This window comes from Staphylococcus simulans (assembly GCF_002902285.1).
Classification (GTDB): Bacteria; Bacillota; Bacilli; order Staphylococcales; family Staphylococcaceae; genus Staphylococcus; species Staphylococcus simulans.
Window position 1 is genome coordinate 1 of sequence record NZ_PPRU01000002.1, and the last position, 26,662, is coordinate 26,662.

The 26,662-nt window shown below is 36.4% G+C and carries 26 protein-coding genes; 22 read left to right on the forward strand and 4 right to left on the reverse strand.

The window, feature by feature from the left end:
* Positions 1-548: 548 nt before the first annotated feature.
* From CD112_RS00440 to CD112_RS00450, 3 genes are all read right to left on the reverse strand, one after another.
* Positions 549-1,199 carry an Ltp family lipoprotein gene (locus CD112_RS00440; RefSeq protein ID WP_103363670.1) on the reverse strand — a complete coding sequence of 217 codons (651 nt, stop codon included), beginning with the start codon at positions 1,197-1,199 and terminating at the stop codon, positions 549-551.
* A 664-nt stretch (positions 1,200-1,863) separates the two neighbouring features.
* Complete coding sequence (locus CD112_RS00445; RefSeq protein WP_002480583.1) at positions 1,864-2,043, reverse strand: hypothetical protein; 180 nt, start codon at positions 2,041-2,043, stop codon at positions 1,864-1,866.
* A 134-nt stretch (positions 2,044-2,177) separates the two neighbouring features.
* Positions 2,178-3,077 (reverse strand): hypothetical protein, encoded by a 900-nt coding sequence (locus CD112_RS00450; RefSeq protein ID WP_103363671.1) that lies wholly within the window; start codon positions 3,075-3,077, stop codon positions 2,178-2,180.
* A 185-nt stretch (positions 3,078-3,262) separates the two neighbouring features.
* On the opposite strand from CD112_RS00450, the gene CD112_RS00455 reads away from it, so the two are divergent.
* A complete protein-coding gene (locus tag CD112_RS00455) occupies positions 3,263-3,943 on the forward strand; it encodes a YjjG family noncanonical pyrimidine nucleotidase (protein ID WP_103363672.1) in 681 nt (226 codons plus the stop codon).
* A 90-nt stretch (positions 3,944-4,033) separates the two neighbouring features.
* Here CD112_RS00455 and CD112_RS00460 read toward each other — a convergent pair whose 3' ends face one another.
* Positions 4,034-4,480, reverse strand: coding sequence for an N-acetyltransferase (locus tag CD112_RS00460; RefSeq protein ID WP_002480586.1), 447 nt, complete (start codon positions 4,478-4,480; stop codon positions 4,034-4,036).
* Between the two features lie 148 nt (positions 4,481-4,628).
* On the opposite strand from CD112_RS00460, the gene bshC reads away from it, so the two are divergent.
* From bshC to CD112_RS00565, 21 genes are all read left to right on the forward strand, one after another.
* Entirely contained in the window at positions 4,629-6,242 is a 1,614-nt protein-coding gene (bshC, locus tag CD112_RS00465) for a bacillithiol biosynthesis cysteine-adding enzyme BshC (RefSeq protein WP_103363673.1), read from the forward strand.
* Between the two features lie 143 nt (positions 6,243-6,385).
* On the forward strand, positions 6,386-6,817 hold the full coding sequence (mraZ, locus tag CD112_RS00470) for a division/cell wall cluster transcriptional repressor MraZ (protein WP_103363674.1): 432 nt from the start codon (positions 6,386-6,388) through the stop codon (positions 6,815-6,817).
* A 14-nt stretch (positions 6,818-6,831) separates the two neighbouring features.
* The gene (gene rsmH / locus CD112_RS00475; protein WP_103363675.1) at positions 6,832-7,767 is read left to right on the forward strand and encodes a 16S rRNA (cytosine(1402)-N(4))-methyltransferase RsmH; all 936 of its coding nucleotides are present in this window, start codon (positions 6,832-6,834) and stop codon (positions 7,765-7,767) included.
* A gap of 20 nt (positions 7,768-7,787) precedes the next feature.
* Positions 7,788-8,186, forward strand: a complete 399-nt coding sequence (gene ftsL / locus CD112_RS00480) for a cell division protein FtsL (protein WP_023015775.1) — start codon at positions 7,788-7,790, stop codon at positions 8,184-8,186.
* The gene (locus CD112_RS00485) at positions 8,167-10,320 is read left to right on the forward strand and encodes a penicillin-binding protein (RefSeq protein WP_060803927.1); all 2,154 of its coding nucleotides are present in this window, start codon (positions 8,167-8,169) and stop codon (positions 10,318-10,320) included. Before ftsL ends, CD112_RS00485 begins: the two co-directional genes overlap by 20 nt.
* Before the next feature lie 81 nt (positions 10,321-10,401).
* Positions 10,402-11,367, forward strand: coding sequence for a phospho-N-acetylmuramoyl-pentapeptide-transferase (gene mraY / locus CD112_RS00490; protein ID WP_002480592.1), 966 nt, complete (start codon positions 10,402-10,404; stop codon positions 11,365-11,367).
* Positions 11,368-11,370: 3 nt separating this feature from the next.
* Positions 11,371-12,720, forward strand: a complete 1,350-nt coding sequence (gene murD / locus CD112_RS00495; RefSeq protein ID WP_057510998.1) for a UDP-N-acetylmuramoyl-L-alanine--D-glutamate ligase — start codon at positions 11,371-11,373, stop codon at positions 12,718-12,720.
* Between the two features lie 14 nt (positions 12,721-12,734).
* Complete coding sequence (locus CD112_RS00500) at positions 12,735-13,664, forward strand: cell division protein FtsQ/DivIB (RefSeq protein ID WP_103363676.1); 930 nt, start codon at positions 12,735-12,737, stop codon at positions 13,662-13,664.
* 102 nt (positions 13,665-13,766) lie between these two features.
* Positions 13,767-15,185 (forward strand): cell division protein FtsA, encoded by a 1,419-nt coding sequence (gene ftsA / locus CD112_RS00505; RefSeq protein WP_103363677.1) that lies wholly within the window; start codon positions 13,767-13,769, stop codon positions 15,183-15,185.
* Positions 15,186-15,214: 29 nt separating this feature from the next.
* The gene (gene ftsZ, locus CD112_RS00510; RefSeq protein WP_002480596.1) at positions 15,215-16,381 is read left to right on the forward strand and encodes a cell division protein FtsZ; all 1,167 of its coding nucleotides are present in this window, start codon (positions 15,215-15,217) and stop codon (positions 16,379-16,381) included.
* Between the two features lie 222 nt (positions 16,382-16,603).
* Entirely contained in the window at positions 16,604-17,392 is a 789-nt protein-coding gene (pgeF, locus tag CD112_RS00515; protein WP_103363678.1) for a peptidoglycan editing factor PgeF, read from the forward strand.
* 19 nt (positions 17,393-17,411) lie between these two features.
* Positions 17,412-18,086, forward strand: a complete 675-nt coding sequence (locus tag CD112_RS00520) for a YggS family pyridoxal phosphate-dependent enzyme (RefSeq protein WP_002480598.1) — start codon at positions 17,412-17,414, stop codon at positions 18,084-18,086.
* A 5-nt stretch (positions 18,087-18,091) separates the two neighbouring features.
* A complete protein-coding gene (locus CD112_RS00525; protein ID WP_002480599.1) occupies positions 18,092-18,694 on the forward strand; it encodes a cell division protein SepF in 603 nt (200 codons plus the stop codon).
* Between the two features lie 11 nt (positions 18,695-18,705).
* Complete coding sequence (locus CD112_RS00530; RefSeq protein WP_103363679.1) at positions 18,706-18,999, forward strand: YggT family protein; 294 nt, start codon at positions 18,706-18,708, stop codon at positions 18,997-18,999.
* Positions 19,000-19,118: 119 nt separating this feature from the next.
* The gene (locus tag CD112_RS00535) at positions 19,119-19,844 is read left to right on the forward strand and encodes a YlmH family RNA-binding protein (RefSeq protein ID WP_103363680.1); all 726 of its coding nucleotides are present in this window, start codon (positions 19,119-19,121) and stop codon (positions 19,842-19,844) included.
* Positions 19,845-19,870: 26 nt separating this feature from the next.
* The gene (locus CD112_RS00540) at positions 19,871-20,485 is read left to right on the forward strand and encodes a DivIVA domain-containing protein (RefSeq protein WP_023015769.1); all 615 of its coding nucleotides are present in this window, start codon (positions 19,871-19,873) and stop codon (positions 20,483-20,485) included.
* Between the two features lie 234 nt (positions 20,486-20,719).
* Positions 20,720-23,467 (forward strand): isoleucine--tRNA ligase, encoded by a 2,748-nt coding sequence (gene ileS, locus CD112_RS00545; RefSeq protein WP_103363681.1) that lies wholly within the window; start codon positions 20,720-20,722, stop codon positions 23,465-23,467.
* Between the two features lie 178 nt (positions 23,468-23,645).
* Positions 23,646-24,440 carry a VOC family protein gene (locus tag CD112_RS00550; protein WP_002480605.1) on the forward strand — a complete coding sequence of 265 codons (795 nt, stop codon included), beginning with the start codon at positions 23,646-23,648 and terminating at the stop codon, positions 24,438-24,440.
* Between the two features lie 6 nt (positions 24,441-24,446).
* Positions 24,447-24,932: a CHAP domain-containing protein gene (locus CD112_RS00555; protein ID WP_103363682.1), complete on the forward strand. Its 486-nt coding sequence runs from the start codon at positions 24,447-24,449 to the stop codon at positions 24,930-24,932.
* A 129-nt stretch (positions 24,933-25,061) separates the two neighbouring features.
* Entirely contained in the window at positions 25,062-25,544 is a 483-nt protein-coding gene (gene lspA / locus CD112_RS00560) for a signal peptidase II (RefSeq protein WP_002480607.1), read from the forward strand.
* Between the two features lie 12 nt (positions 25,545-25,556).
* Positions 25,557-26,474, forward strand: a complete 918-nt coding sequence (locus tag CD112_RS00565) for an RluA family pseudouridine synthase (protein ID WP_023015765.1) — start codon at positions 25,557-25,559, stop codon at positions 26,472-26,474.
* Positions 26,475-26,662 lie beyond the last annotated feature (188 nt).

The following is a 26,662-nucleotide window of genomic DNA, read 5'->3' on the forward strand; positions in this document are numbered from 1 at the left end:
CTATTATAGATAAGGAAATAAACTATACGTTTGTAGGCTCTGCATCGAAAGATGTAGAGCTGAGTTTTTTTACATAGAAACTAAATTAAGTATTTTATTTCAGCTTTATAAAGATAACGATTTTTTTAAGTTCATTTAACGTGATATGTCTCGAGAGTTTGTGTTTTTCAATTATTCGTCATGAACGAAATCGTTTGTAGATATTCTTTTAAATTAAAAAACAGGGCAGATAGTCTGTCCTGTTTTTTAGTTACCACTCTGAATGTCTCTTGATGTTATTTTTATATCTGAATGTGTTATTTCTTTCAGATTTCAAGACTGAAAGGAATATAGTGTTCATCTACATGATTATCATTTTAATTATATTCACCCATATTACAAGGGCGTCAATTTCAACTTATATAGCATTATTCCACCATCAAATTTAGCTTTTTGTTTTTAAATGAAATAGTTTTCTCTCACGCGATTCATTTATTAAAATTAATTCAATCTATAATAAAGCTAGGGTTTTCATGGTATACCTCTGTTTATGTTAAAGGTAATAATCTTTAATCTAAGTGATCTACGGCATATTGCGCTTCTTCCGTAGTGAATTTTTCACCATATTCAGAGGTTAATTGATCAAAGATTTCTGCTTGAGACATATCCATTTCTTCTTGATAGACTTTAGCTGTTTCTAATGCATTCTCGTTATAATCGACGTTTAAATTATCAATGGCATATTGTGCATCTTCTTCAGAGAACTGTTCACCATACTCTGATATAAGCTGGTCATAAATACCTTGTTTAGACATGTGCATTATATCAGAGTATGTTTTAGCTGAGTTTAAGGCGGCACGTGACTCACCTTCTGTAGAGCTTTTTGATTGTTCTTCATCTAAATCTGATAAAGAAGATTCACTATCATAAGACAAACTTTCATCAAATGTATCAGAATGTGACTCTTCAGTATCTGGATATGCAGTTTCATTATCATATTCAGTTGTTGAAGATTCCGAATCAGAATACGAATTTTCAGAATCGGAAGAGGAGTTATCTGAACTTTCTCCTCCACTAGTTACAGCTGCCGAACATCCAATAATAATAAAAAGTAAAACAATTAATCCGAAACAACCTAAAAAAAACGGTCGTTTCTTGTTTTTGTGTGGATAAACACGTTCACCCTTTTCGTTGTAATAAATCTCTTCTTTCTTTGCCATTCATAAACCTCTTTTCTATTTATATATATTTAAAAAACCAGACCGTGATGACGCATTACATAGAATTGTCAATTTTAAGTCAGGTTAATAAATCGGGTTTGTTCATAATAGTTAAAGCTTGTTTAATTCTATAGTTAGCGGATGCTTTATACATGATAAGGTAAAATGAAATCATCATATTTGTTTTATTAATATTCAGCATTTATCATTTAGTCTTAACAATCTTGTCAATGAAGTATTGAGTTGATTCTTTTAACTTTAAAATCTTCTGCAAGTAAATGTATTTTAATGAAAAGTGATAACGTGAGATTCTATTTATCGTTTTTAATAAATAAATAAAGTTATTAGATACGTTATATAAAATTTAATTGGTTGAAAGAAAATCAGTCTTTAATAATGATGATAGAAAACTCTCTTGTTTATAAGAAATGTTGAATTCGACAATTTAATTATACGATTTGATTTATTGATAGGCAATATAAATTATAGAAAACTTTTTGGCTATTGCAGTTAAATTAAGTTAACTGATTGTAATTTTGATTTTTTGTTATAAACAATTGCCATGGAGAAGTTTTCGATAGGGCAAATTTGTTAGAAGAGTTTAAAGGTGATGAATAACAAAAAAGATGCACCAACTAAGGTACATCTTTTTAATAGATCGAATTTATCTCACTGGTATTTTTTTATAGTACTTATCATCAGAGAATTTTGTGTTTGTTCTGATACGTTGGTTGATGACTTCTTCTTGTTCGTATTCACTTAAAGTACTCATATAAGGTTTTGGTGGTTGTTCACCAAACTTCTCAATGTATGACTGATACGCGCGTTTTAAACGTGGATTCATTGAATTCAACTCCCTTTAAACATTAATACATCTCTTATAATGTATTTACCCTTAATCCATTGATTATAGTCTAAGGGTAATTTAAATACATGCGAACTTAATTATACGCCAGCTAATAACGATAGGCAAATGAGCTATTGGGGTGAGAGCTTCACTATAGGACGTCCTTTAATATAAATAATGTCTCCTTTATCGAGTGAAACAGATTTGGTGAAGTTCTTTTTTAAGATTTCATTATATTTAGGACCATCTTTTTTATTGCTTGTGACGATAAAGTTCCCGCTGTTATCTGATTTGATTTTATACTTACCAGGTTTAACATCGGTACCGACGATATAAGTACCGGGTGTGAGACTTGTGCGCATCTTATGTTTTTCTGGTGCGATGATATATTCAGTGTGATTTGCTTTTTCTTTTTCATTCAATACGAGCGTGTGACCTTCGACAAGATACGTTGTAAATGAAGAGGGGCCAGAAGTTTTTGAAAGGAATTGACTCTCTGCTTCCTTATCAAAAGGGTTTTTCATTGTGATAATTCCAGACGACGATTTGCCGGTAGGAGTAATACGGTAATATCCAGGCTCAATGTCTTGGCCTACTTTTAATGCTTCAGCTTTTGATTTGATCGTTTTGCCTGAAGCGGTTGTAGGTTTAAAATCGACCGGGAAATAATCATGTTCATATTCGTATCCTTTAGATTTTATCTCATCACGAGAATAGTGGTGTTCTGTATCTTGATTTTGACTTGTGTCTTGTTTTGGTTGAGGTGCAGGTTTTGGTTTATCTCTTTTGTCTAAGAAGGACAGTTTATCTTTGAAAGAAAACTTTGTATTGATGTTTTTGTAGAGTGATTGATCCGTGAAAATACCCACAAAACAAATGAGACCTAACAATAAAGAACTCAATGTAATAGTCAATTTGAATTTGTATCGAGCTTGTTTACCTAAAGCGTTTAATGTAAAGAATAAAAAGATAATAAAGACAAGTGTGAATAGCAGCCATAAAGTTAAAAAGGTAGTCGCGGTGAAGGTCATATTTTTATCCTCCCATACCCAAATAGGTGATTGATGTTTGTTTATATTCTTTAGTATATCTAACAAAATATAGTTTCACAATTAAATGTTAGATGGGTTAATTGCTTAAATCTTGTAAGAGACGTATAGTGCTATTGCAAGATATTATAAATTCAACTACCATGAGGAATAATGGGGGTGAAACAATGAAGTATGAAACGATACTGTTAGATTTTGATGATACAATTGTGGACTTTCATGATGCAGAAGACCAAGCATTCTTTCATTTAGCCAAAGAATATCAACTTGATCCGACATATCAAAATTTAGCGTTATTTAAAGAAGTGAATCAAGCGCATTGGGAAGCGTTTCAAGAGAATAAGTTAACAAAAGAAGAAGTGCTGACTGATCGTTTTATTAATTATTTTGATCGTTTTGGGATGCAGGTAAATGGACATGAAGCGGATGTGATGTTCCGCGATGGTCTTGCGACAGCACCGGTAAAGTATTTTCCTGATACTTTAGATGCCATTCAATATATGGCAGATCATGCGAAGCTTTATATCGTGACGAATGGTGTTGAAGATACGCAATTACGCAGACTGACCCAAACACCGCTTGAATCGATGATTAATGATATTTTTATTTCAGAAGTGACAGGTTTCCAAAAACCGATGCCGGAATTCTTTGATTATGTATTTGACCGTATAGATGCGGATCGTGAGCGTACATTGATTATCGGTGATTCGCTAACATCTGATATCCAAGGTGGTATTAATGCAGGTGTTGCGACATGCTGGTTTAACTATAGAGGTAAAGAAAATACAACGCAGATTCAGCCAGACTATGAAATTAAAAACTTAAATGAAATCAAATCGATTTTATAATAGAAATACGGCCTTGCATCACCACATGCAAGACCGTATTTCTATGTTTTAATAGTGATTTTTATTAAATGCCAAGGTTGTTTGTGTATCTTAGTGGCCTGGTTCCCAAATCAATACATCATAACCTTCTGGGTTCTTTGCTTCGACATCTTTGAAACCATGTCTGATAAAGAAATCTTTAGATTGGTTTCTTGCGATAGCTTTAATTGGTAAGTGTTTTTCTTTCGCAAAGTTTACTAATTCTGTGCCCAGTCCTCTTGATTGATAATTAGGTAATACTTCAAGTTTCCATAATACTAAGTAATGATCGTAGTCAGGGAAGTATTGTTCTTCAACTTCGCCATTTTCATATAACGCCATTCTCGCTGCAATTTTCTCCCCGACAAAAATGCCGTAAAATGGTGATTCTGAACTTGCGTCAATCATTTCACCCGCAAATTCATCAATAAAGGCGAGGTTAGGATTACTTGTTTCTCTAAAGTTCTCAAACAATTCATCCGTCTTATAGTTAATATCTAAGTGTTTTATGTTGCCCATTTTATTTCTCCCCCTTTTGTTTTCTTAAGTATATTATATATTAAATAGCGCTTACACGCATTGAATACGATAAGCCGTTAAATTGTGTTATATAGAAATAGACATTATACTATGATTGAGAAAACACAGTAGTTAAGGAGAAAAGTGTATGGATTGTTTAACCGCAAATATCAATGAGAATGATCAGTTTCTGACAAAATTAAAATCAAGCGATTCAGTGCTTAATTCATTTTACCAATATGATGCGATGTCTCCTGAAAGCTTTAAAGAAGCTTTAAACAAGCCAAGCAACGGCAGGGAGAAAGCATTAGCTTCTATTATTGGTGAATATATGTCAGATTTAGATTTATCTGATCAACAAAGAGAGAGTATTGATAAATTAAGTCGAGGAGCTAAAGTAGTCATCGGTGGACAACAAGCAGGGTTGTTCGGGGGACCGCTGTATACTTTTCATAAAATATTATCGATTGTTAATTTAAGTCTTCAAGTAGAAGATGAATATCAAAAAGAAGTGGTGCCGGTCTTTTGGATAGCCGGAGAGGACCACGACTTCGATGAAGTGAATCACACGTATGTCTTTAATCCAAAAAAAGCGATGTTGCAGAAGGTAAAGTATCATACTATGACACCGCCTGAAAGTAACGTTTCACGCTATACGCCTGATAAGGAAGCACTAATTGAAGCATTAGATCAATTTATGGGGCAGCTTCAAGAAACAGAACATACGAAAGTACTGCATGAGACAATGTTGTCTCTAATTCAAAAATATGAAACGTGGACGGATATTTTCAAAGCGTTATTACATACAGTCTTCAAAGATTACGGTGTACTATTCATTGATGCGCAAGATCCGAAATTGCGTCAGCTTGAACAACCGATATTAAAAGAAATGTTGAAACAACATGAAGCGGTAGATAATGCCTTTAGACAACAACAAGCACGTACAGTAGAAGCAGGGTTCAGTCAGATGATTCAAACTGACACGAATGTGCATCTATTCTTACATGAAGAAGACATGCGTCAATTATTGACTTTTGAAGATGGTAAGTTCTATACAAGTAAGTCTCAAACTGGGTATACAGAAGCGGAATTGCTTGAAATCTTAGAACAAGAACCTGAACGTTTTTCAAACAACGTGGTGACACGACCGATTATGGAAGAGTGGTTGTTCAATACGCTCAGCTTTATCGGCGGTCCAAGTGAAATTAAATACTGGGCAGAATTAAAAGGTGCATTTGATGTCTTAGATGTAGACATGCCGATTGTCTTGCCACGTATGAAAATAACTTATTTAACACCACGCGTTGAAAAACTATTGAATCGCTATGAAATTAATACTGAAGATGTGATTACCAATGGTATTGATGATGAGAAAGATAAGTTTATCAGAGCGCATGCATCTGATAATTTCCTAGAACAATTAGACGCGCTTCAAGAGAATCAGCAAGAAGTCTATAAGCAGTTATTAGCTGAAGTAAAAGATAATGAAGATAATAAGAATTTAGTGATTAAAAATAATCAAATTCATCATACGCAGTATGATTATCTTAGAAAACGTTATTTCCATAATATCGAGAGGGAAAATGCGATCAGCATGAAACATTTTAGAGAAATTAACGATGCTCTCCACCCAATGGGCGGTCTTCAAGAAAGAATCTGGAATGCGCTACAAATTATGAATGATTTTGGGATGGATGTGTTCAGTCCCTCCACCTATCCACCACTTCGTTACACTTTAAATCAAATTATTATCAAACCTTAGGAAATCAAGGGTTTAGCCCGTGCTCGCAGTCTTGAGCACGGGCTATTTTTATGCTAAAAATGAATTTTTTTCGATATGTTCACATAAATAGTGGAGGATAGTGGTGAGTTGTGGTAAATTATAAATAAGGTGAGGTGATATAAATGTTCATGGGTGAGTACGAACACCAATTAGACGCAAAAGGACGCATGATTGTACCATCTAAATTCAGATACGAATTGAATGAACGTTTTATTATTACCAGAGGCCTTGATAAATGTTTGTTCGGTTACACTATGGAAGAATGGCAGAATATTGAGGAGAAAATGAAGTCATTACCGATGACAAAACGAGACGCACGTAGGTTTATGCGTATGTTCTTCTCAGGTGCTGTTGAAGTGGAACTTGATAAACAAGGGCGTATTAATATCCCTAAAAATTTAAGGGAGTACGCTAATTTAACTAAAGAATGTACAGTGATCGGTGTTTCTAGCCGCATCGAAATTTGGGACAGATCTACATGGAACGCTTTCTATGAAGAATCTGAAGACAGTTTCGAAGATATCGCTGAAGATTTGATAGACTTTGATTTTTAAATGGAGGAATGAAAGTGTTTCATCACGTAAGTGTCATGTTAAAAGAAACCATTGACGAATTAAATATAAAAGAAGATGGTGTGTATGTAGACTGTACACTTGGTGGAGCAGGCCATGCCCTTTATTTATTAAATCAACTCAATGACAAAGGACATTTGATTGCGATAGACCAAGATATGACAGCAATTGAAAATGCGAAAGAGGTCTTAAAGGACCACTTAGATCGTGTCACTTTTGTGCACAGTAATTTCAGAGAAATCAATCAAATCCTTGATGATTTGAACATTGAAAAAGTAGACGGCATTTATTATGACTTAGGCGTTTCAAGCCCACAGTTAGACGTGCCGGAGCGAGGATTCAGTTATCACCAAGATGCTAGATTAGATATGCGTATGGACCAGACACAACCTTTATCAGCTTATGAAGTTGTGAATGACTGGCCTTATGAAAGTTTAGTCAGAATCTTCTATCGTTATGGTGAAGAGAAATTCTCTAAACAGATTGCCAGAAGAATTGAAAAAACAAGAGAACATGAACCCATTGAAACAACTTTACAGCTGGTTGACGTTATTAAAGAAGGTATTCCTGCTAAAGCAAGACGTAAAGGCGGGCATCCTGCGAAGCGTGTCTTCCAAGCTATCAGAATTGCTGTAAATGATGAATTGAAAGCTTTCGAGGACTCATTAGAGCAAGCAATTGAAAGAGTCAAAGTACACGGACGCATTTCAGTGATTACTTTCCATTCGTTGGAAGACCGTTTATGCAAACAAATCTTCCAAGAATATGAAAAAGGCCCTGAAGTTCCCCGTGGTTTACCTATTATTCCAGAGGAATATACACCGAAACTAAAACGTGTTAACCGCAAACCGATTACAGCAACCGATGATGATTTAGCAGAAAATAACCGCGCTCGCAGTGCGAAATTGCGTGTAGCAGAGATTTTAAAATGATAGGAGAGTGACAAACTACTATGGCTGTAGAAAGAATCTATGAACCTTATACCGAACAATATGAACCCGCCAGACAAACCCCAGAAGTCAATCCATCGCCGACTAAGAAAGTTAAGCGCAAGGTTGTCGTACAACTCACTAAATTTGAGAAGGTATTATACATATCTTTAGTCGCAGTGATTGCAATGATCAGTATTTATATACTTTCATTAAAAATGGATGCTTATGATACTAAGGGTAAAATTGCTGATTTAGATTATAAAATCGAACAACAATCAAGTCAGAACAGCGCATTAAAATCAGAAATCAAAAAGAACTCTTCTTATGAACGCATTTACGATAAAGCTCAAAAACAAGGCATGAGCTTAAAGAACGATAATGTAAAGGTAGTGCGTAATAATGCCGAAGCGAAAAATTAAAATTAAAAAAAATAAAATAGGGGCAGTCCTCCTCGTCAGCTTGTTCGGACTGCTCTTTTTTCTATTGGTTTTAAGGTATGCCTTTGTCATGTTGACAGGGCATTCTTCAGGACAAAACTTAGTGATGAAAGCCAATGAAAAATATTTAGTTCAAACACAACAACAACCAGAACGAGGAAAGATTTATGACCGTAATGGCAAAGTCCTCGCAGAAGATGTTGAACGCTTTAAACTGACAGCAGTTGTCAGTAAGAAAGCTGATGAAGGTTCAGACAAGCCGCGTCATGTGGTTGATAAGAAAGAAACGGCTAAGAAGCTCGCAACTGTCATCGATATGGAACCTAAAGAAATTGAAAAAATGTTAGATAACAAAAAAGCGTTCCAAGTTGAGTTCGGCCGTAAGGGCAGCAACTTAACGTACCAACAAAAAGACAAAATCGAAAAAATGAAATTGCCTGGTGTTGCGTTATATCCTGAAACAGAACGTTTCTATCCTAATGGAAACTTTGCTTCTCACTTAATTGGAATGGCACAAAAGAATCCAGATAATGGAGAATTAAAAGGTGCCATGGGTGTTGAAAAAATCTTTGACAGCTATTTATCCGGTAAGCGTGGGATGTTATCTTATGTACATGATATTTGGGGCTATATCGCACCAAATTCTAAACAAGAAGTAGCTCCGCAACGTGGAGATGATGTGCATTTAACGATTGACTCAAACATCCAAGTCTTTGTAGAGGAAGCCTTGAATAAGTTAGATGATCGTTTCGCCCCAAAAGATGCCTTTGCGGTAGTTATGGATGCACATACAGGTGAAATCTTAGCCTTCAGTCAACGTCCGACATTCAACCCTGAAACAGGAAAAGACTTCGGTAAGAAGTGGGCGAATGACTTATATCAAAATACGTATGAACCGGGTTCTACCTTCAAGACGTATGGTTTAGCCGCAGCGATTCAAGAAGGTAAGTTCAAACCAGATAAGGAATATAAATCAGGTCATCGAGATATCATGGGTTCTGAAATCTCTGACTGGAACAATACAGGTTGGGGTAAAATTCCAATGAGTCTTGGTTTCACTTATTCATCCAACACCTTGATGATGCAGCTTCAAGATATGGTTGGATCTGACAAGATGAAATCATGGTATGAGAAATTCGGTTTCGGTAAACCAACAGGCGGTATGTTCGATGGTGAAGCAGCGGGCGGTATTGCCTGGGATAATGAATTACAACAAAAAACAACAGCATTTGGACAATCTACAACAGTCACTCCTATCCAAATGCTGCAAGCGCAAACTGCATTCTTTAATAAAGGGAACATGGTTAAACCATGGTTCGTAAGTAGTATAGACAATCCGGTTAAAAACGATACACTATATAAAGGTGAGAAAGAATTTGCAGGCAAACCAATTACGGAAGATACCGCGAACAAAGTGAAAAAAGAATTGGACTTAGTTGTTAACAGCAAGAAAAGTCACGCGCAAAACTTCAGAGTCAAAGGGTATCGTATCGGTGGTAAAACAGGTACTGCCCAAGTAGCTGACCCTGAAAACGGCGGTTACGTTAAAGGTCCTTATCCATACTTCTCAAGCTTTATCGGACATGCGCCAAGCAAAAATCCTGAAATTATTGTTTATGCTGGGATGAGCTTAGCTCAGAAAAATAAACAAGAAGCTTATGAAATGAATGTCAGCTCGGCATTTAATCCAATTATGGAAAACACATTGAAGTATTTAAATGTCGGTAAAGATAATGAAAAAGCAACTAAAGATTCATTCGGCAAAGTGCCAAATGTTTCAGGCGAGACTGTGGATCAAGCTGAAGAAGCTGTGAAAAACAAAGACTTGAAACCAGTAGTCATCGGTGAAGGCGATACGGTTGCACAGCAATTACCGCAAGCTGATGAAAAGACATTACTGCACAGTAAAGTCTTTATGAAAACAGATGGTGACATGACAATGCCTGATATGAAAGATTGGAGTAAAGATGATGTCTTAGCTTTCGAATCATTAACAGGAATTCGTGTTAAAATGAAAGGTAATGGCTTTGTTTCTGAACAATCTATCAGCCCGAATACGTCGTTGAAAGATAAAAAAGAAGTAGAAGTGAAATTGTCCGCACCACAAGCAGATTAGCATCAAGAGGTGATGGATACGTTTGGTATCCATCCCTCATCTTACATATAAAATTAAATTAAGATACACAAGGAGAACAATATGGTTTATGTTTTAGCAATTGTCGCATTTTTAGTTACAGCAGTATTAGTACCCATACTGATTCCAACATTAAAAAGGATGAAGTTTGGACAGAGTATCCGTGAAGAAGGCCCGAAAAGCCACATGAAGAAAACAGGTACACCGACGATGGGTGGATTAACGTTCTTAATCAGTATTATCGTCGCAACAATAATTGCGATTATCTTCTCAGATAATCCGAATCCGTTTATTCTATTGTTATTTGTGACAGTCGGTTTTGGTTTAATCGGCTTTATCGATGACTACATCATTGTCGTGAAGAAGAATAACCAAGGATTAACAAGTAAGCAAAAATTCTTAGCACAAATTGCGATTGCGGTTATCTTCTTTATCTTGAGTGATACATTTAACATGATTCATTTTGCGACAGGCATTCACATTCCGTTTACAACAGTACAAATTCCGCTTTCTGTCGTTTATGTCGTCTTCATTGTCTTCTGGCAAGTCGGCTTCTCTAACGCGGTCAACTTAACCGATGGTTTAGATGGTTTAGCGACAGGTTTATCTATTATTGCATTTTCTATGTATGCGATTATGAGCTTTATGCTTGGTAATCATGCAGTAGGTACATTCTGTATTATTATGGTCTTCGCATTGCTTGGTTTCTTATTCTATAACGTCAACCCAGCAAAAGTATTCATGGGAGACACAGGCAGCTTAGCTTTAGGTGGTATCATCGCAACTGTATCAATTATGTTAAACGCGGAAATTTCATTATTGTTCATCGGATTTGTATTTGTTGCTGAAACATTATCAGTTATTTTACAAGTCGCTTCATTCAAATTGACAGGCAAACGTATATTCAAGATGAGTCCGTTACATCATCACTTTGAATTATGCGGCTGGAATGAATGGAAAGTTGTGACAGTATTTTGGATTACAGGACTCATCACAGGCTTGATAGGTTTATGGATTGGAGTGCATTAATCAATGCTTAAATATAAAGGATTAGAAGGAAAACATGTATTAGTAGTTGGATTAGCGAAAAGCGGATATGAAGCGGCTAAATTACTACACCATCTTGGTGCAGAAGTTACTGTCAACGATGGCGGGGACCTTTCCAAAGATCCGCATGCGAAAGATTTAAAAGAAATGGGTTTAACTGTCATCGGGGGACATCATCCATTATCTTTATTGGATGACAATCCAATCATTGTTAAAAATCCAGGTATTCCCTATACTGTGCCATTGATTGAAGAAGCAGAAAAACGTGGTTTGAAAATTTTAACGGAAGTCGAATTGAGTTATTTGATTTCAGAAGCACCGATTATTGCGGTAACTGGGACAAATGGTAAAACAACAACGACTTCGTTAATTGGCGACATGTTCGACAATAGCAGACAAAAAGGTCTGCTTTCAGGCAATATCGGTTTTGTAGCATCTAAAGTTGCACAAGAAGCAAAATCTGAAGATTACTTAATTACTGAGTTGTCATCTTTCCAATTGCTTGGTATCGATACGTATCGTCCACATATTGCGATTATTACGAATATCTATTCAGCGCACTTAGATTATCACGGTACTTTAGAAAACTATCGTGATGCGAAACGACGTATTTATAAAAATCAAACTGAAGATGACTTCTTGATTTGTAATTACAGTCAGCGTCATTTGATTGAAACAGAAGGCTTAAAGGCCAAAACATATTATTTCTCTACAAATCAAGAAGTTAACGGCATTTATATGAAAGACGGATATATCGTCTTGAATGGTTTACGTATTATTCATAAAGATGATATTGTGCTTCCTGGTGAACATAACTTAGAAAACATTTTAGCTGCTGTACTTGCAGCAGTGTTAGCAGGTGTTTCCATTGATGCGGTCATTCATACACTAACAACATTCTCAGGTATCAAACACCGTCTGCAATATATTGGTTCGAACAAAACGAACAAATATTATAATGACTCGAAAGCAACGAATACTTTAGCAACGCAATTTGCGTTGAATTCATTCGAACAACCGATCATTTGGTTGTGCGGCGGGTTAGATCGCGGAAATGGATTTGATGAATTGATTCCATACATGAAGAATGTGCGTGCGATGTTGACCTTTGGTGAAACACAAGATAAGTTGACGAAGCTTGGTGAAAGCCAAGGCAAGTATGTGGTACGTGCAACAGATGTTAAAGACGCAGTGGAGAAAGTTCAAGATATTATTGAACCAAATGATGTGGTCTTATTATCACCAGCATGTGCAAGTTGGGATCAATACAATACTTTTGAAGAACGAGGAGATGTTTTCATCGACAGTTTTCGTTCACATCTCCCTTCGAAGTAGGAGGGTGATGATGGATGGCAGACAAAGTACGAAAAATTGATTCAGAGTACTTAAAAGAAAAACGCCGAAAACGCAGAGCAAAACAGCGGCGCGTTCAACTTATAATATTTGGAACACTCATAGCGTTAATTATTCTGATAGTATTGTATATGTTCACGCCAATTAGTAATATTGACCATGTAGAGGTTAAAGGCAACCATTATCTTTCTGATAAAGAAGCGAAACAAGCTTTGGATTTAAAGAGAGATACTAAAATCTACATGTTCTGCAAAGGGAAAGCCATCAACAAAATGAAAGAAAATCCTTTCGTTAAAGACGTACAGATCAAGAGAAAATTGCCGAATAATTTAGAGGTGAATGTTTCTGAGTATCAATTGGTCGGATTGTTAGAAGATAAGGGCAAATATCATCCAGTGCTTTCAAATGATCATATTTTAAAAGATTATAAAGGACAAGTACCGAATGATGCGCCAGTGATATCAGGTTTTAGTGAATCACGACGCGATAAAATGATTCAAGCTTTATCGGAAATACCGACAGAAATCAGACAATCAATTTCTGAAGTAGAATATGCGGATGATAAAGACAACCGCAATAAAATCAGATTGTATATGAAAGATGGCATTCAAGTCATCGGCAATATACGCACGATTGCCGATAAATTAAAATATTATCCTGAAATGGTCAGCGCACTAGAACGTGATGACTCTGGTGAACTGAAAAAATCAGGTTATATTGATTTATATGTCGGTGCTTCATTTATTCCATACAAATCTTCTTCATCAACATCATCAGACAGCAGTGTGAAATTGAAAGAAGGTACAGCAATGGAAGATAAAGCGAAAGATGAATTGCAGAATACTTTGAACAAAATTAATGACCAAATGAAAGACGATAAGACAACAAAAGATAATTCTCAGAAAGAAAGTAGTACAAATAATTAAAAAAGTCTTGAATATCATGTGTTTATAGTTCACAACCATAGAAACGTATTGTAAACTAACTATAGTGTATTTTTTAAAGAAATTGTCAGGAGGTGCCTATCTATGGAGGAACATTACTATGTAAGTGTAGATATTGGTTCATCTAGTGTAAAAACAATAGTAGGCGAAAAATTTCATAATGGAATTAATGTGATAGGTACAGGACAAACCTATACAAGCGGAATTAAGAATGGCTTGATCGATGATTTCGATTTAGCTAAACAAGCTGTTAAAGATACAATTAAGAAAGCTTCAATCGCGTCAGGCGTTGATATTAAAGAAGTATTCTTGAAATTGCCGATTGTCGCTACTGAAGTTTATGATGAAACCAATGAAATCGAATTTTATGAAGATACTGAAATAAACGGAAGACACATTGAAACTGTGTTAGAAGGCATCAGAGATAAAAACGACGTTGAAGAAACTGAAGTGGTGGATACATTCCCAATTCGTTTCATCGTAGATGGCGACAACGAAGTTTCTGATCCGAAAGAATTGATTGCAAGACATTCGTTAAAAGTTGAATCAGGTGTTATTGTGATTCAAAAATCAATTCTTGTCAACTTGATTAAATGTGTAGAAGCTTGCGGTGTGGATGTATTAGATGTTTATTCTGATGCATACAACTATGGCTCAATCTTGACGCCGACTGAGAAAGAGTTAGGCGCATGTGTGATTGACATTGGCCAAGATTTAACGCAAGTAGCATTCTTCGAACGCGGCGAGTTAGTTGACGCTGATTCATTCGAAATGGGCGGACGTGATATCACTGATGATGTTGCGCAAGGCCTTAACACATCTTATGCGACAGCAGAAAAAGTGAAACATCAATATGGTCATGCATTCTATAACTCAGCATCAGATCAAGATGTTTTCTCAGTTGAACAAATCGATAGTGATGAAGATGCACAATTCACGCAAAAAGATTTAGCAGATATTATCGAAGCACGTGTAGAAGAAATCTTCTTTAATGTCTTTGATTTACTGCAAGAATTAGGATTGACGAAAGTCAACGGCGGATTTGTGGTAACAGGCGGTTCAGCAAACTTGTTAGGTGTTCGTGAATTATTGCAAGATATGGTTAATGAGAAGGTAAGAATACATACACCTTCACAAATGGGAATCAGAAAACCTGAATTCTCATCTGCAATTTCAACGATTTCTAGCAGTATCACTTTTGATGAATTATTAGATTATGTTACAATTAGTAATCATGATAATGAAGAATTTGAAGAGGAAGTAATCGAGTCAGAACCTAAGCCGCAAACTGAAAAAGCAAGCGGTTTCGACTGGTTCAAGAAAAAACAAGCTAAACCGACTCATGAAACACCTGCTTCAGGTGAATCAATTGAAACAGACGAAGTTTCTGAAACACCAGAAACACACAATACTAAGCAAGAAACTGATTATAACTCAGACCAATCTCATGAGAAACAAGAAGAAAGTAAATTTAAAAAATTATTGAAATCTCTATTTGATTGATTGCCCATTAAAACTAGGAGGAAATTTAAATGTTAGAATTTGAACAAGGATTTAATCATTTAGCGACGTTAAAAGTCATTGGTGTCGGCGGCGGAGGTAACAACGCTGTTAACCGAATGATTGACCACGGAATGAACAATGTTGAATTTATTTCAATCAACACTGACGGTCAAGCATTAAACTTATCTAAAGCTGAGTCCAGAATCCAAATCGGTGAAAAATTAACACGTGGTTTAGGTGCTGGCGCGAACCCAGAAATTGGTAAAAAAGCTGCAGAAGAATCTCGCGAGCAAATCGAAGACGCTATCCAAGGCGCTGATATGGTATTCGTAACTGCTGGTATGGGTGGCGGTACTGGTACAGGTGCTGCACCAGTTGTTGCTAAGATCGCGAAAGAAATGGGTGCATTAACAGTTGGTGTTGTAACTCGCCCATTCAGTTTCGAAGGACGTAAACGTCAAACTCAAGCTGCTGCAGGGGTAGAATCAATGAAAGCAGCTGTTGATACATTAATCGTAATTCCAAACGACCGCTTATTAGACATCGTTGATAAATCTACGCCAATGATGGAAGCGTTCAAAGAAGCGGATAACGTATTACGCCAAGGTGTACAAGGTATCTCAGACTTAATCGCAGTATCTGGTGAAGTAAACCTTGACTTTGCAGACGTTAAGACAATCATGTCTAACCAAGGTTCTGCATTAATGGGTATCGGTGTTTCTTCTGGTGAAAACCGTGCAGTTGAAGCAGCTAAAAAAGCTATTTCTTCTCCATTACTTGAAACATCAATCGTTGGTGCACAAGGTGTCCTAATGAACATTACAGGCGGAGAATCATTATCTTTATTCGAAGCGCAAGAAGCGGCTGACATCGTACAAGATGCAGCAGATGAAGATGTAAACATGATCTTCGGTACTGTTATCAACCCTGAATTACAAGATGAAATCGTAGTTACTGTAATTGCGACTGGTTTCGAAGACAAACCAGCAACTCATGCACGTAAACAATCTAATACAGGTTTCGGATCTAGCGCAACAAGCACAAGTGCTTCAAGCGACGAAGGTATCGGTCATGCGCCAAGATCTCATAGTTCTGAATCATCAAGCGAATCAAGAACACACACTACTAAAGAAGATGATATTCCAAGCTTCATCAGAAACAGAGAAGAAAGACGTTCAAGAAGAACTAGACGTTAATCTCTTTCTATAAAGTTTGCATTGAGCAATCAACCATAGTATCACGCAAGATTAGATGCAACAGGTCATCGAGTGGTCTAGTGAGAACAATAATCTAAAGTGTCATCAGATCGATTGATCTGATGACACTTTTTATATATTTGAATATAAGCGCAATTAGCTTTACTATTAAATTGACAACCTAGTTTAAAAGGCATCAATCTATAAATAGGAGAGATTATTATGCCAGAGAATTTTAGCAAACAACCACATTATTTAGAACATACTGGTGCGAAATCAGAAGGGATTACTTTAGGATTCACTACCAGAGAAGGTGGACAGAGTCCGTATCCAGAAAACGCGTTTAATATGGCATTATATATCGATGATGCTGCTGAAAATGTACATGCCCATCAACGTATCATTGCTGATGCCATCGGTTATGATAGAAAACAATGGATCTTCCCGATTCAAACACATGGCACAAATGTCGTTGAAGTGACAACAGATGACGCGAATACAAACATTGAAACATTAACAGATGCTTTGCATGGAGTAGATGGTATGTACTCATATGATTCAGATGTATTATTAACGATGTGCTATGCCGATTGTGTACCTGTTTATTTCTATAGTCCAAAACATCATTTTATTGCATTAGCACATGCAGGTTGGAAAGGTACAGTTGGCCGTATTTCAGAAGAAATTTTAGAACATATCATTTTTGATTTGAAAGACCTGCAAGTTGTGATAGGTCCTGCGACTTCAAATAGTTATGAAATTAATGATGACATTAAAGCGCAATTTGAAGCCTTACCTGTTGATGCATCAACATTTATTGATACACGTGGCGAAGATCGTCACGGCATCGATTTAAAAGAAGCGAATCGTCAATTACTTATCCAAGCAGGTGTACCGAGTGAAAATATTGACGTAACAGATTATGCGACTTCTGAGAATTTGGACTTATTCTTTTCATATAGGGTAGAAAAAAGTAAGACTGGCCGTATGTTGGCATTTATCGGACAGTAAGAAGTAAGGAGTAATTGGAATGAATGTGAAACAAAATCTAGAACAAATCAACGAACATATTACGAAAAGTCTTGAGAAAGTCCATCGTGACACCAGACCGAACGTGATTGCTGTAACAAAATATGTTACAATAGAGCGAGCTAAAGAAGCATATGATGCTGGCATCAGACATTTTGGGGAAAATCGTTTAGAAGGTTTCCAAGCTAAGCGAGAAGCATTGCCAGATGACGTGGTAATGCACTTTATCGGTACATTGCAATCACGTAAAGTCAAAGAAGTTATCGATGACATTGATTACTTACATGCATTAGACCGTAAAAGTTTAGCGAAAGAAATCAATAAACGCGCATCACATGTCGTTAAATGTTTTGTTCAAGTGAATGTTTCTGAAGAAGAAAGTAAACATGGTCTTGCTTTAGAAGAAGTAGATGCATTTATCGAATTACTTGAACAATATGAGAACATTCAAGTCGTGGGTCTGATGACAATGGCACCTTATACAGAAGATGAAGCAGAAATTAGACAGATTTTTGAAACATTAAGACATAAACGTGATGAAATTCAAGCAAAACAATTAGATTATGCGCCATGCACTGAATTATCTATGGGCATGAGTAATGATTATGAAATTGCTGCAGAAGAAGGCGCAACCTTCGTACGAATCGGTACTAAACTAGTAGGGAAAGAGGAGTGAGCCAATTGGCTTTAAAAGACCTATTTAACAATTTTTTTGTCATAGAAGAAGAAGAGGAAGTTGCTGATCGTCAGCAACCTACAAAAAATACTGCACAAGCTGAACCAGAACCTCAAACACAAGCTACTACAACAGCGCAGCAAACGCAATCAACAAACAATAATAATTATTATAATGAAAGACAGCGTGCAATTAAGACTGTCCCTAAACGTCAAACACAAAGCAATCGATTGCAGACGTCTTCCAATGAAAGGAAGTATCAAATGGCTAATCACACAAACAATGACCCTTCAAGAAATGTAGTCAATATGAACGCTGGGAACTTGCACGAAAGTTCAAAAATGTGTTTATTCGAGCCACGTGTCTTCTCAGATACGCAAGATATTGCAGATGAGTTGAAGAATAGACGTGCGACACTCGTCAATTTACAACGTATTGACAATGTTTCTGCGAAACGTATTATTGATTTCTTAAGCGGAACAGTATACGCAATCGGCGGAGACATCCAACGTGTCGGTAATGATATTTTCTTATGTACACCAGATAACGTAGAAGTAGCTGGCAGTATTACAGAAGATATTGATACGTCTGAATTTGATTATGAATGAGGTAACCAGCTATGAGTTTAGTTAATGTTTTAGCGCTCTTATTTAATGCGATAGAGATATTGTTGACAGTGTATTACTGGGGTATGATTTTATACTTCTTTATGTCATGGATACCGAATGCGCAAGGTTCTGCATTTGGACGTTTCCTACGTAAGATTTACGAACCGTTTTTAGCACCATTTCGTAAAATTATCCCGCCAATCGGTATGATTGATATCTCAAGTTTAGCCGCTATCTTTGTGTTGATATTCTTTCAAAGAGGCTTACATACGATATTCGTACTGATTCTGCAACAATTAGTTTAATAAATCATGAAAGGTATGCCGAATTTCATTGGAATCAGGCTGCCTTTTTCTTTTGTCAGGGGTGAATTCACATAGATATATATCAACACTTTAGAAGAGAAGAACAACCTATCATCACAATGTTGATGGATAAAGTACAACAAGCAGAACGCAATTATGCGCCGGTGTTAACACACTTTCTAGATCCAAGAGCACAATATATTTTAGAAGTCATCGTCAATAGCTTCGATGATTTACAGGTTTCATTTAATGGCGGCAATCCATCTAGTGAACGTAAGCGTGCAGTGATTGCGCCAGATTACTTTGAACCGACTGAAGAAGATTTTGAGCTGGTGCTGTTTGATTTAGAGTATCCTGAAAAGTTTGCGTCAATTGATCATCGTAATGTGCTTGGAACGTTGATGTCACTCAGTATTGAACGCGATCAGCTCGGCGATATTATTGTAGGCGATAAAATTCAGTTTATTTTGACAAAGAATATTAAATCGTATATAATGTTGGAATTAAAGCGAATCAAGGGTGTGCCGGTCAAACTGCATGAAGTACCACTAGAAGATATGATACAATCAAAAGAGGATTGGACGCTCCATCAAGCAACGATCAGCGCAATGCGCTTAGATGTTGTGTTGAAGGAAATGATTCGTAAATCACGTTCAATTGCAAAACAATATATTGAAAAGAAACGTATCAAAGTGAATCATACAATTATTGAACGTCCAGATTTCCAACTAGAACCTGGAGATTTGCTGTCGATACAAGGACATGGCCGTGCGAGAGTGACTGAAATCGGTCATAAAACAAAGAAAGACAAACTGCGCATAGTATATGAAACTTTATTCAAATAGTGTATGATTAAGGAGGACAATATAAGATGTCTTTTACACCGAATGAAATTAAAAACAAAGAATTTTCTAGAATTAAGAATGGCCTTGAACCCACTGAAGTCGCTGATTATTTAAGCCAACTCAGTCAAGAAATTGAACATTTAAAAGAACAGAAAAAACAACTTGAAACAGTTGTAGAAGAAAAAGAAAATAACTTAAAAGCGTACAAAGAAGTACAACAATCAGTAAGTGACGCTTTAGTTCAAGCACAATCAGCAAGCCAAGAAACAAAAATGGCTGCGACAAAAGAAGCAGAAGCGATTATTGCGAAAGCAAAAGCTGAAGCAGATCGTATTGTGAATGACGGTGTGGAAAAAGCAAGACGTTTATCTTTCCAAACAGAAGATATGAAACGTCAATCTAAGATTTTCCGTTCTCGTTTCCGCATGTTAGTGGAAGCTCAGTTAGATTTATTGAAGAATGATGATTGGGATTACTTATTAAACTATGACTTAGATGCACAACAAGTCACAGAAGAAAACTTCCAACATTTACATCAAAATGATGTGACTGAACAAGAGAAACAACAAGCGCAAGCGCAACAAGCTGAAGCACAAGACGGTACACCAGCACAAAACGAAGCAGATAAAGAACAAAAATAATAATTGAAATTTGTAAAACAGACGCGTAAGAATTAAGTGAACATATCAACATAACAGCGAGTTAGGGATGGTGCGAGCCTAATATATGTTTAATTCTTATATCACTGTTTTATCCAATCATATAGGTAAGAATGAAGAGAACTCTAAGTTGAGTTAATCAGGGTGGTACCGCGGTTAATCGTCCCTGTTAATTGAACTTAGAGTTCTTTTTTATATTTTAAGGAGTGAAAATTAATGAACTACAAAGAAACGCTATTGATGCCGAAAACAGACTTCCCAATGCGAGGGGGATTACCAAAGAAAGAACCAGAAATCCAAAAACAATGGGACGAACAAGATTTATACCATAAAATCTTAGAAAAAAATAAGGGAAATGAAACTTATATTTTACATGATGGCCCACCGTATGCGAACGGTAACTTACACATGGGACATGCCTTAAATAAAATTTTAAAAGACTTTATCGTACGTTATAAATCAATGCAAGGTTACTATTCACCTTATGTTCCTGGTTGGGATACGCATGGTTTACCAATTGAACAAGCATTAACAAAAAAAGGTGTTAAGCGTAAAGAAATGCCTGTATCTGAATTCCGTGAATTATGTAAGGAATTCGCTTTAGAACAAATCGATATTCAAAAGAAAGACTTCAAACGTTTAGGTGTGAATGGTGACTTCAACGATCCATACATCACATTAAAACCTGAATATGAAGCAGCACAAATCCGTTTATTCGGTGAAATGGCTGACCGTGGTTTAATCTATAAAGGTAAAAAACCAGTTTACTGGTCACCATCAAGTGAATCATCATTAGCTGAAGCGGAAATCGAATATCATGATAAACGTTCACCATCTATCTATGTGGCATTTGACGTTAAAGACGGCAAAGGTGTTGTAGATGAAGATGCGAAATTCATTATCTGGACAACTACACCTTGGACATTACCTTCAAACGTTGCGATCACAGTTCACCCAGAATTGAAATATGGTCAATATAAAGTGAATGGTGAAAAATATGTTGTAGGTACTGACTTAGTAGAAGAAGTTGCTGAAGCATTAGATTGGGATAAAGACGCAATCGAACTTGAAAAAACATTCACAGGTAAAGAATTAGAATATGTTGAAACACAACATCCATTTGTTGATCGTGTATCATTAGTTATCAACGGCTTACACGTTACAACTGATGCTGGTACTGGTGCGGTTCATACAGCACCTGGACACGGGGAAGATGACTATATTGTCGGACAAAAATATGGTTTACCTGTTATCAGCCCATTAGATGATAAAGGGGTCTTCACTGAAGAAGGCGGCCAATTCGAAGGTATGTTCTATGACAAAGCAAATAAAGCTGTCACAGACTTACTTAAAGAAAATGGTTCTTTATTAAAATTACAATTCATCACACATAGTTACCCACATGACTGGCGTACGAAAAAACCGGTTATCTTCCGTGCGACACCACAATGGTTCGCTTCAATCAGTAAAGTACGTCAAGATATCTTAGACGCAATTGAAGAAACACACTTCAAAGTCGACTGGGGTAAAACACGTATCTATAACATGATCCGTGACCGTGGCGAATGGGTTATCTCACGTCAACGTGTATGGGGTGTACCACTTCCAGTCTTCTACGCTGAAAATGGCGACATCATCATGGATAAAGAAGTCATCTATCATGTAGCGAACTTATTTGAAAAATATGGTTCAAATGTATGGTTCGACCGTGAAGCGAAAGACTTATTACCTGAAGGCTTCACACATCCAGGCAGTCCAAATGGTGAATTCACAAAAGAAGAAGACATCATGGACGTATGGTTCGACTCAGGTTCATCACACCGTGGTGTATTAGAAACACGTCCGGAATTATCATTTCCAGCTGACCTTTACTTAGAAGGTAGTGACCAATATCGTGGTTGGTTCAACTCTTCTATCACAACTTCAGTTGCGACACGTGGTCAATCACCATATAAATTCTTACTTTCACATGGTTTCGTAATGGACGGAGAAGGTAAGAAAATGAGCAAATCATTAGGTAACGTTATCGTTCCTGATCAAATCGTAAAACAAAAAGGTGCAGATATCGCACGTCTATGGGTGAGCAGTGTCGACTACTTATCTGACGTACGTATCTCTGATGAAATCTTAAAACAAACTGCGGATGTTTATCGTAAAATCCGTAACACATTACGTTTCATGTTAGGTAACGTTAATGACTTTAATCCAAGCACAGATGCGTTGGATGAAGCGGACTTATTAGAAGTCGATCGTTATTTATTAAATCGTTTACGTGAATTCACAGCGAATATCATCAAACACTACGATAACTTCGACTACTTAAACATCTATCAAGAAGTTCAAAACTTCATTAACGTTGAATTAAGTAACTTCTACTTAGATTACGGTAAAGATATCTTATATATCGAAAAACAAGATTCACCAAAACGTCGTAGTATGCAGACAGTGCTTTACCAAATCTTAGTCGACATGACTAAATTATTAGCACCAATCTTAGCGCATACAGCTGAAGAAGTTTGGTCATATATCCCTCACGTAGAAGAAGAAAGTGTACATTTAGCAAATATGCCTAAAGTGGTTGAACCAGACACAGCATTACTTGAAAAATGGAACACATTCATGAAATTACGTGACGATGTGAACCGTGCTTTAGAAAGTGCACGTAACGACAAAGTTATCGGTAAATCATTAGAAGCGAAAGTAATCATCGGAAGCAACGAACACTTCGATGCGACTAGCTTCTTAAAAGACTTTGAAAACTTACAACAATTATTCATCGTATCTCAAGTGGAAGTAGAAGATAAAGTTGAAAATGGTACTGAATACTATCACGGCGATATCAAAGTTGTTCACGCTGACGGTGAAAAATGTGAAAGATGCTGGAACTACAGCACTGAACTTGGTTCAGCAAACGGCTTAGATCACTTATGCCCACGTTGCCAAGCAGTTGTAGAAACTTTATAAGTCACACATTGTTAAAATAAAGCTTAAAGTAAAAATGAAGCACTCTGACTAACCCTCAGAGTGCTTTTTTCAATGTATAGACTGTGAGCCAATCCTGAGTAATTGAGTCGAAAACTCGGTATAATGAGTAATACGCTTATGGAACGTCAATGAAAATAGACAGAAAGGAGCGACGGCATTGCGTCAATTAGGAGAAAAACATTACGTCAATGGTGTGACGTTAAATGTGAGAGATAAAGAAAACTTAAAACACTTTTATGAAGAGATATTAGGATTTAATGTGATTAATGAAACGTATACTTCTATTCAATATGAAGTAGGAGATTCAAAACATCGCATTACCTTACATCAAATAGATGATGGCAGAGAGCCATTAGTATCAGAAGCAGGATTATTTCATATCGGTATTCGCTTAGGTTCGCACGCGCATTTAGCGGATTTAATGGCACACTTAACGGAACATGAAATCCCGTTAAATGGTGCGGAACATAATGTCAGTACGTCATTATATTTTACAGACCCTGAAGGTAATGGCTTTGAATTTTATGCGGACCAACCGGAAGAAACCTGGGATTTTGATAAAGAGAATCGTGTGATTATGGATACAAGACATTTATATGCCTCTAAACTAATGAACTTACGTTCACGTGATGGATGGCAAGGTATTCCAGATGACAGTATGATTGGTAATTTACATTTGAAGACGGTACGTATTTCTGAAGTGAAAGATTATTACTTAGCACACTTTGGATTAGAAGAATCTTCTTTTGTGAATAAATCATCACTCTTTATGTCATCAAACGGTTATCATCATACTTTAGCTGTCAATCATTGGATGTCTAGTATGCAGCGGATGGAAAATGATGATACGTATGGTTTAACATTGGTAGATTTCCATTATCCAGAGACGACACATACTTGGCTAAAAGGACCGGACGGTATCGCATTTCGATTTAATTATCTAGGAGTTTGATAATCATTGAAAAAACTAATTTCAGCAGGTGTTATGTTGGTCGTCCTTGGTGGAGCAACATATGTGGCAGTCGACCATCAAGATGAGATTGAACATTATATAGAACAGATGAAACCTGATCCTATGGCATTTAATCCGTACGATGATGGAGAATGTACGGATTATGTGTTTGAGAAAGTCAAAGATGACGGTAATATGATTGGTAAAAGTTGGGGAGATGCGAAGTACTGGGCAGACAAAGCTGAAGAAGCGGGTTACACAGTGAATCAACAACCTAAAGCCTCATCACTTTTACAATCACCAAGAGGTGAAGAAGGTCATGTCGCATACATTGAACATGTGAATGATGATGGTTCATTATATGTAACTGAAATGAATTACGTTGCCCCTCATAAAGTGACTTCACGTGCGATTCAACCACAACAAGTTCAAAACTATCATTATATTCATCCAAAAGAGAATCCAAAGACACAAGATACTAAAGAAGCTTAATTGATAATTTTAGTATCTGTTCTACTGGCAATTTGTTATAATATACAATGTTGTTATGAAGAAGTGAAAGGTCAGTATGCATCATTGTGATAACACAATAGATGAGCTGGCTGCTTCAAGGAGGAAGACATGAGAAAATCATATTTCATCGGTGCCACGTTATTTGTGACCTTAGCGGTACTGATTTTAGATCAATTTACTAAAGCATATATTGTAAAAACAATGTCAGTAGGTGACTCATATTCAGTCATTCCAGGATTTTTAAACATTACCTCTCACCGTAATACAGGCGCTGCTTGGGGAATACTCAGCGGCAAAATGGGCTTTTTCTTTTTAGTTACGATTATTGTATTAGGGTTACTTACTTATTTCTACGTTAAAGAAGCAAGAGGTCATTTCTGGATGCAGATGGCAATCAGTTTATTATTTGCTGGTGCGTTAGGTAATTTCATCGATCGTATGAAAAATGGTGAAGTGGTCGATTTTATTGATACGTATATTTTCGGTTATGATTTCCCAATCTTTAATGTTGCGGATTCTAGTTTGACTGTCGGTGTCATTTTAATTTTGATTTTGTTGTTGTTTGATTCTAAGAAAAATAAAGTGAAGTAAAGGAGTGTTGAAATGACTCAATTTGATTTTCAGATTACAGAAGATGAACACGTTGGCCAACGTATAGATAAATTCTTGCCTGAACAAAACTCTGATTGGTCACGTAGCCAAATCCAAGATTGGATTAAAGAAGGCTTAGTTGAAGTGAATCAAAAAGTTGTGAAGGCGAATTATAAAATGAAGAAGAATGATCAAGTTCAAGTGACGGAGAAGGAGACGGTTGAAGCGGATATTCAACCTGAAAATTTGGACTTAGACATTTATTATGAAGATGAAGATGTGGCAATTGTTTATAAGCCTAAAGGTATGGTTGTGCATCCCTCACCAGGTCATTACAGTGGAACACTTGTAAATGGCTTAATGTACCAAATCAAAGATTTAAGCGGCATTAATGGTGAAATCAGACCCGGTATTGTCCACCGTATCGATAAAGATACGTCAGGTTTATTAATGGTTGCGAAAAACGATATTGCACATAGAGGTTTAGTGGAACAACTCATGGACAAAACTGTAACGCGTAAATATACGGCATTAGTTCACGGAAATATTCCACATGACTATGGCACAATCGATGCGCCAATCGGTCGTAATAAAGTAGACCGTCAAGCTATGGATGTTGTCGATGATGGTAAAGATGCGATTACACACTTTAATGTACTAGAACACTTTAACAACTACACATTAGTAGAATGTGAACTTGAAACAGGACGTACACACCAAATTCGTGTACATATGAAATACATCGGTTATCCATTAGTTGGAGATCCAAAATACGGACCGAAAAAAACAATGGACATTGGTGGTCAAGCCTTACATGCAGGTGTCATCGGCTTCACACATCCAGTAACTGGTGAATATATCGAAAGAAAAGCACCTCTTCCAGATTACTTTGAGGAAATCCTTGAAGATATTCGCACTAGAGATGCGTAAATAAAAGTAAACTTAATATCTAATAGAAAATCCCTTGAAATGAAAGTGTTCGTTTCAAGGGATTTTTTGCATAAAAAAAGTCTTACTGACACAGTAAGACGTTAGCATTTAAGCTACATTTTCGCTTTAAGCTTGTTTTAACTTATTTATGATCTTTTAGAATGAAGTAAACTTCTAAATATAGAATA

Coding starts and splice junctions, on each gene's coding strand:
- CD112_RS00440 (WP_103363670.1), bottom strand. CDS start 1,199: ATGGCAAAGAAAGAAGAGATTTATTACAACGAAAAGGGTGAACGTGTT.
- CD112_RS00445 (WP_002480583.1), bottom strand. CDS start 2,043: ATGAATCCACGTTTAAAACGCGCGTATCAGTCATACATTGAGAAGTTT.
- CD112_RS00450 (WP_103363671.1), bottom strand. CDS start 3,077: ATGACCTTCACCGCGACTACCTTTTTAACTTTATGGCTGCTATTCACA.
- CD112_RS00455 (WP_103363672.1), top strand. CDS start 3,263: ATGAAGTATGAAACGATACTGTTAGATTTTGATGATACAATTGTGGAC.
- CD112_RS00460 (WP_002480586.1), bottom strand. CDS start 4,480: ATGGGCAACATAAAACACTTAGATATTAACTATAAGACGGATGAATTG.
- bshC (WP_103363673.1), top strand. CDS start 4,629: ATGGATTGTTTAACCGCAAATATCAATGAGAATGATCAGTTTCTGACA.
- mraZ (WP_103363674.1), top strand. CDS start 6,386: ATGTTCATGGGTGAGTACGAACACCAATTAGACGCAAAAGGACGCATG.
- ftsL (WP_023015775.1), top strand. CDS start 7,788: ATGGCTGTAGAAAGAATCTATGAACCTTATACCGAACAATATGAACCC.
- CD112_RS00485 (WP_060803927.1), top strand. CDS start 8,167: ATGCCGAAGCGAAAAATTAAAATTAAAAAAAATAAAATAGGGGCAGTC.
- mraY (WP_002480592.1), top strand. CDS start 10,402: ATGGTTTATGTTTTAGCAATTGTCGCATTTTTAGTTACAGCAGTATTA.
- murD (WP_057510998.1), top strand. CDS start 11,371: ATGCTTAAATATAAAGGATTAGAAGGAAAACATGTATTAGTAGTTGGA.
- CD112_RS00500 (WP_103363676.1), top strand. CDS start 12,735: ATGGCAGACAAAGTACGAAAAATTGATTCAGAGTACTTAAAAGAAAAA.
- ftsA (WP_103363677.1), top strand. CDS start 13,767: ATGGAGGAACATTACTATGTAAGTGTAGATATTGGTTCATCTAGTGTA.
- ftsZ (WP_002480596.1), top strand. CDS start 15,215: ATGTTAGAATTTGAACAAGGATTTAATCATTTAGCGACGTTAAAAGTC.
- pgeF (WP_103363678.1), top strand. CDS start 16,604: ATGCCAGAGAATTTTAGCAAACAACCACATTATTTAGAACATACTGGT.
- CD112_RS00520 (WP_002480598.1), top strand. CDS start 17,412: ATGAATGTGAAACAAAATCTAGAACAAATCAACGAACATATTACGAAA.
- CD112_RS00530 (WP_103363679.1), top strand. CDS start 18,706: ATGAGTTTAGTTAATGTTTTAGCGCTCTTATTTAATGCGATAGAGATA.
- CD112_RS00535 (WP_103363680.1), top strand. CDS start 19,119: ATGTTGATGGATAAAGTACAACAAGCAGAACGCAATTATGCGCCGGTG.
- CD112_RS00540 (WP_023015769.1), top strand. CDS start 19,871: ATGTCTTTTACACCGAATGAAATTAAAAACAAAGAATTTTCTAGAATT.
- ileS (WP_103363681.1), top strand. CDS start 20,720: ATGAACTACAAAGAAACGCTATTGATGCCGAAAACAGACTTCCCAATG.
- lspA (WP_002480607.1), top strand. CDS start 25,062: ATGAGAAAATCATATTTCATCGGTGCCACGTTATTTGTGACCTTAGCG.
- CD112_RS00565 (WP_023015765.1), top strand. CDS start 25,557: ATGACTCAATTTGATTTTCAGATTACAGAAGATGAACACGTTGGCCAA.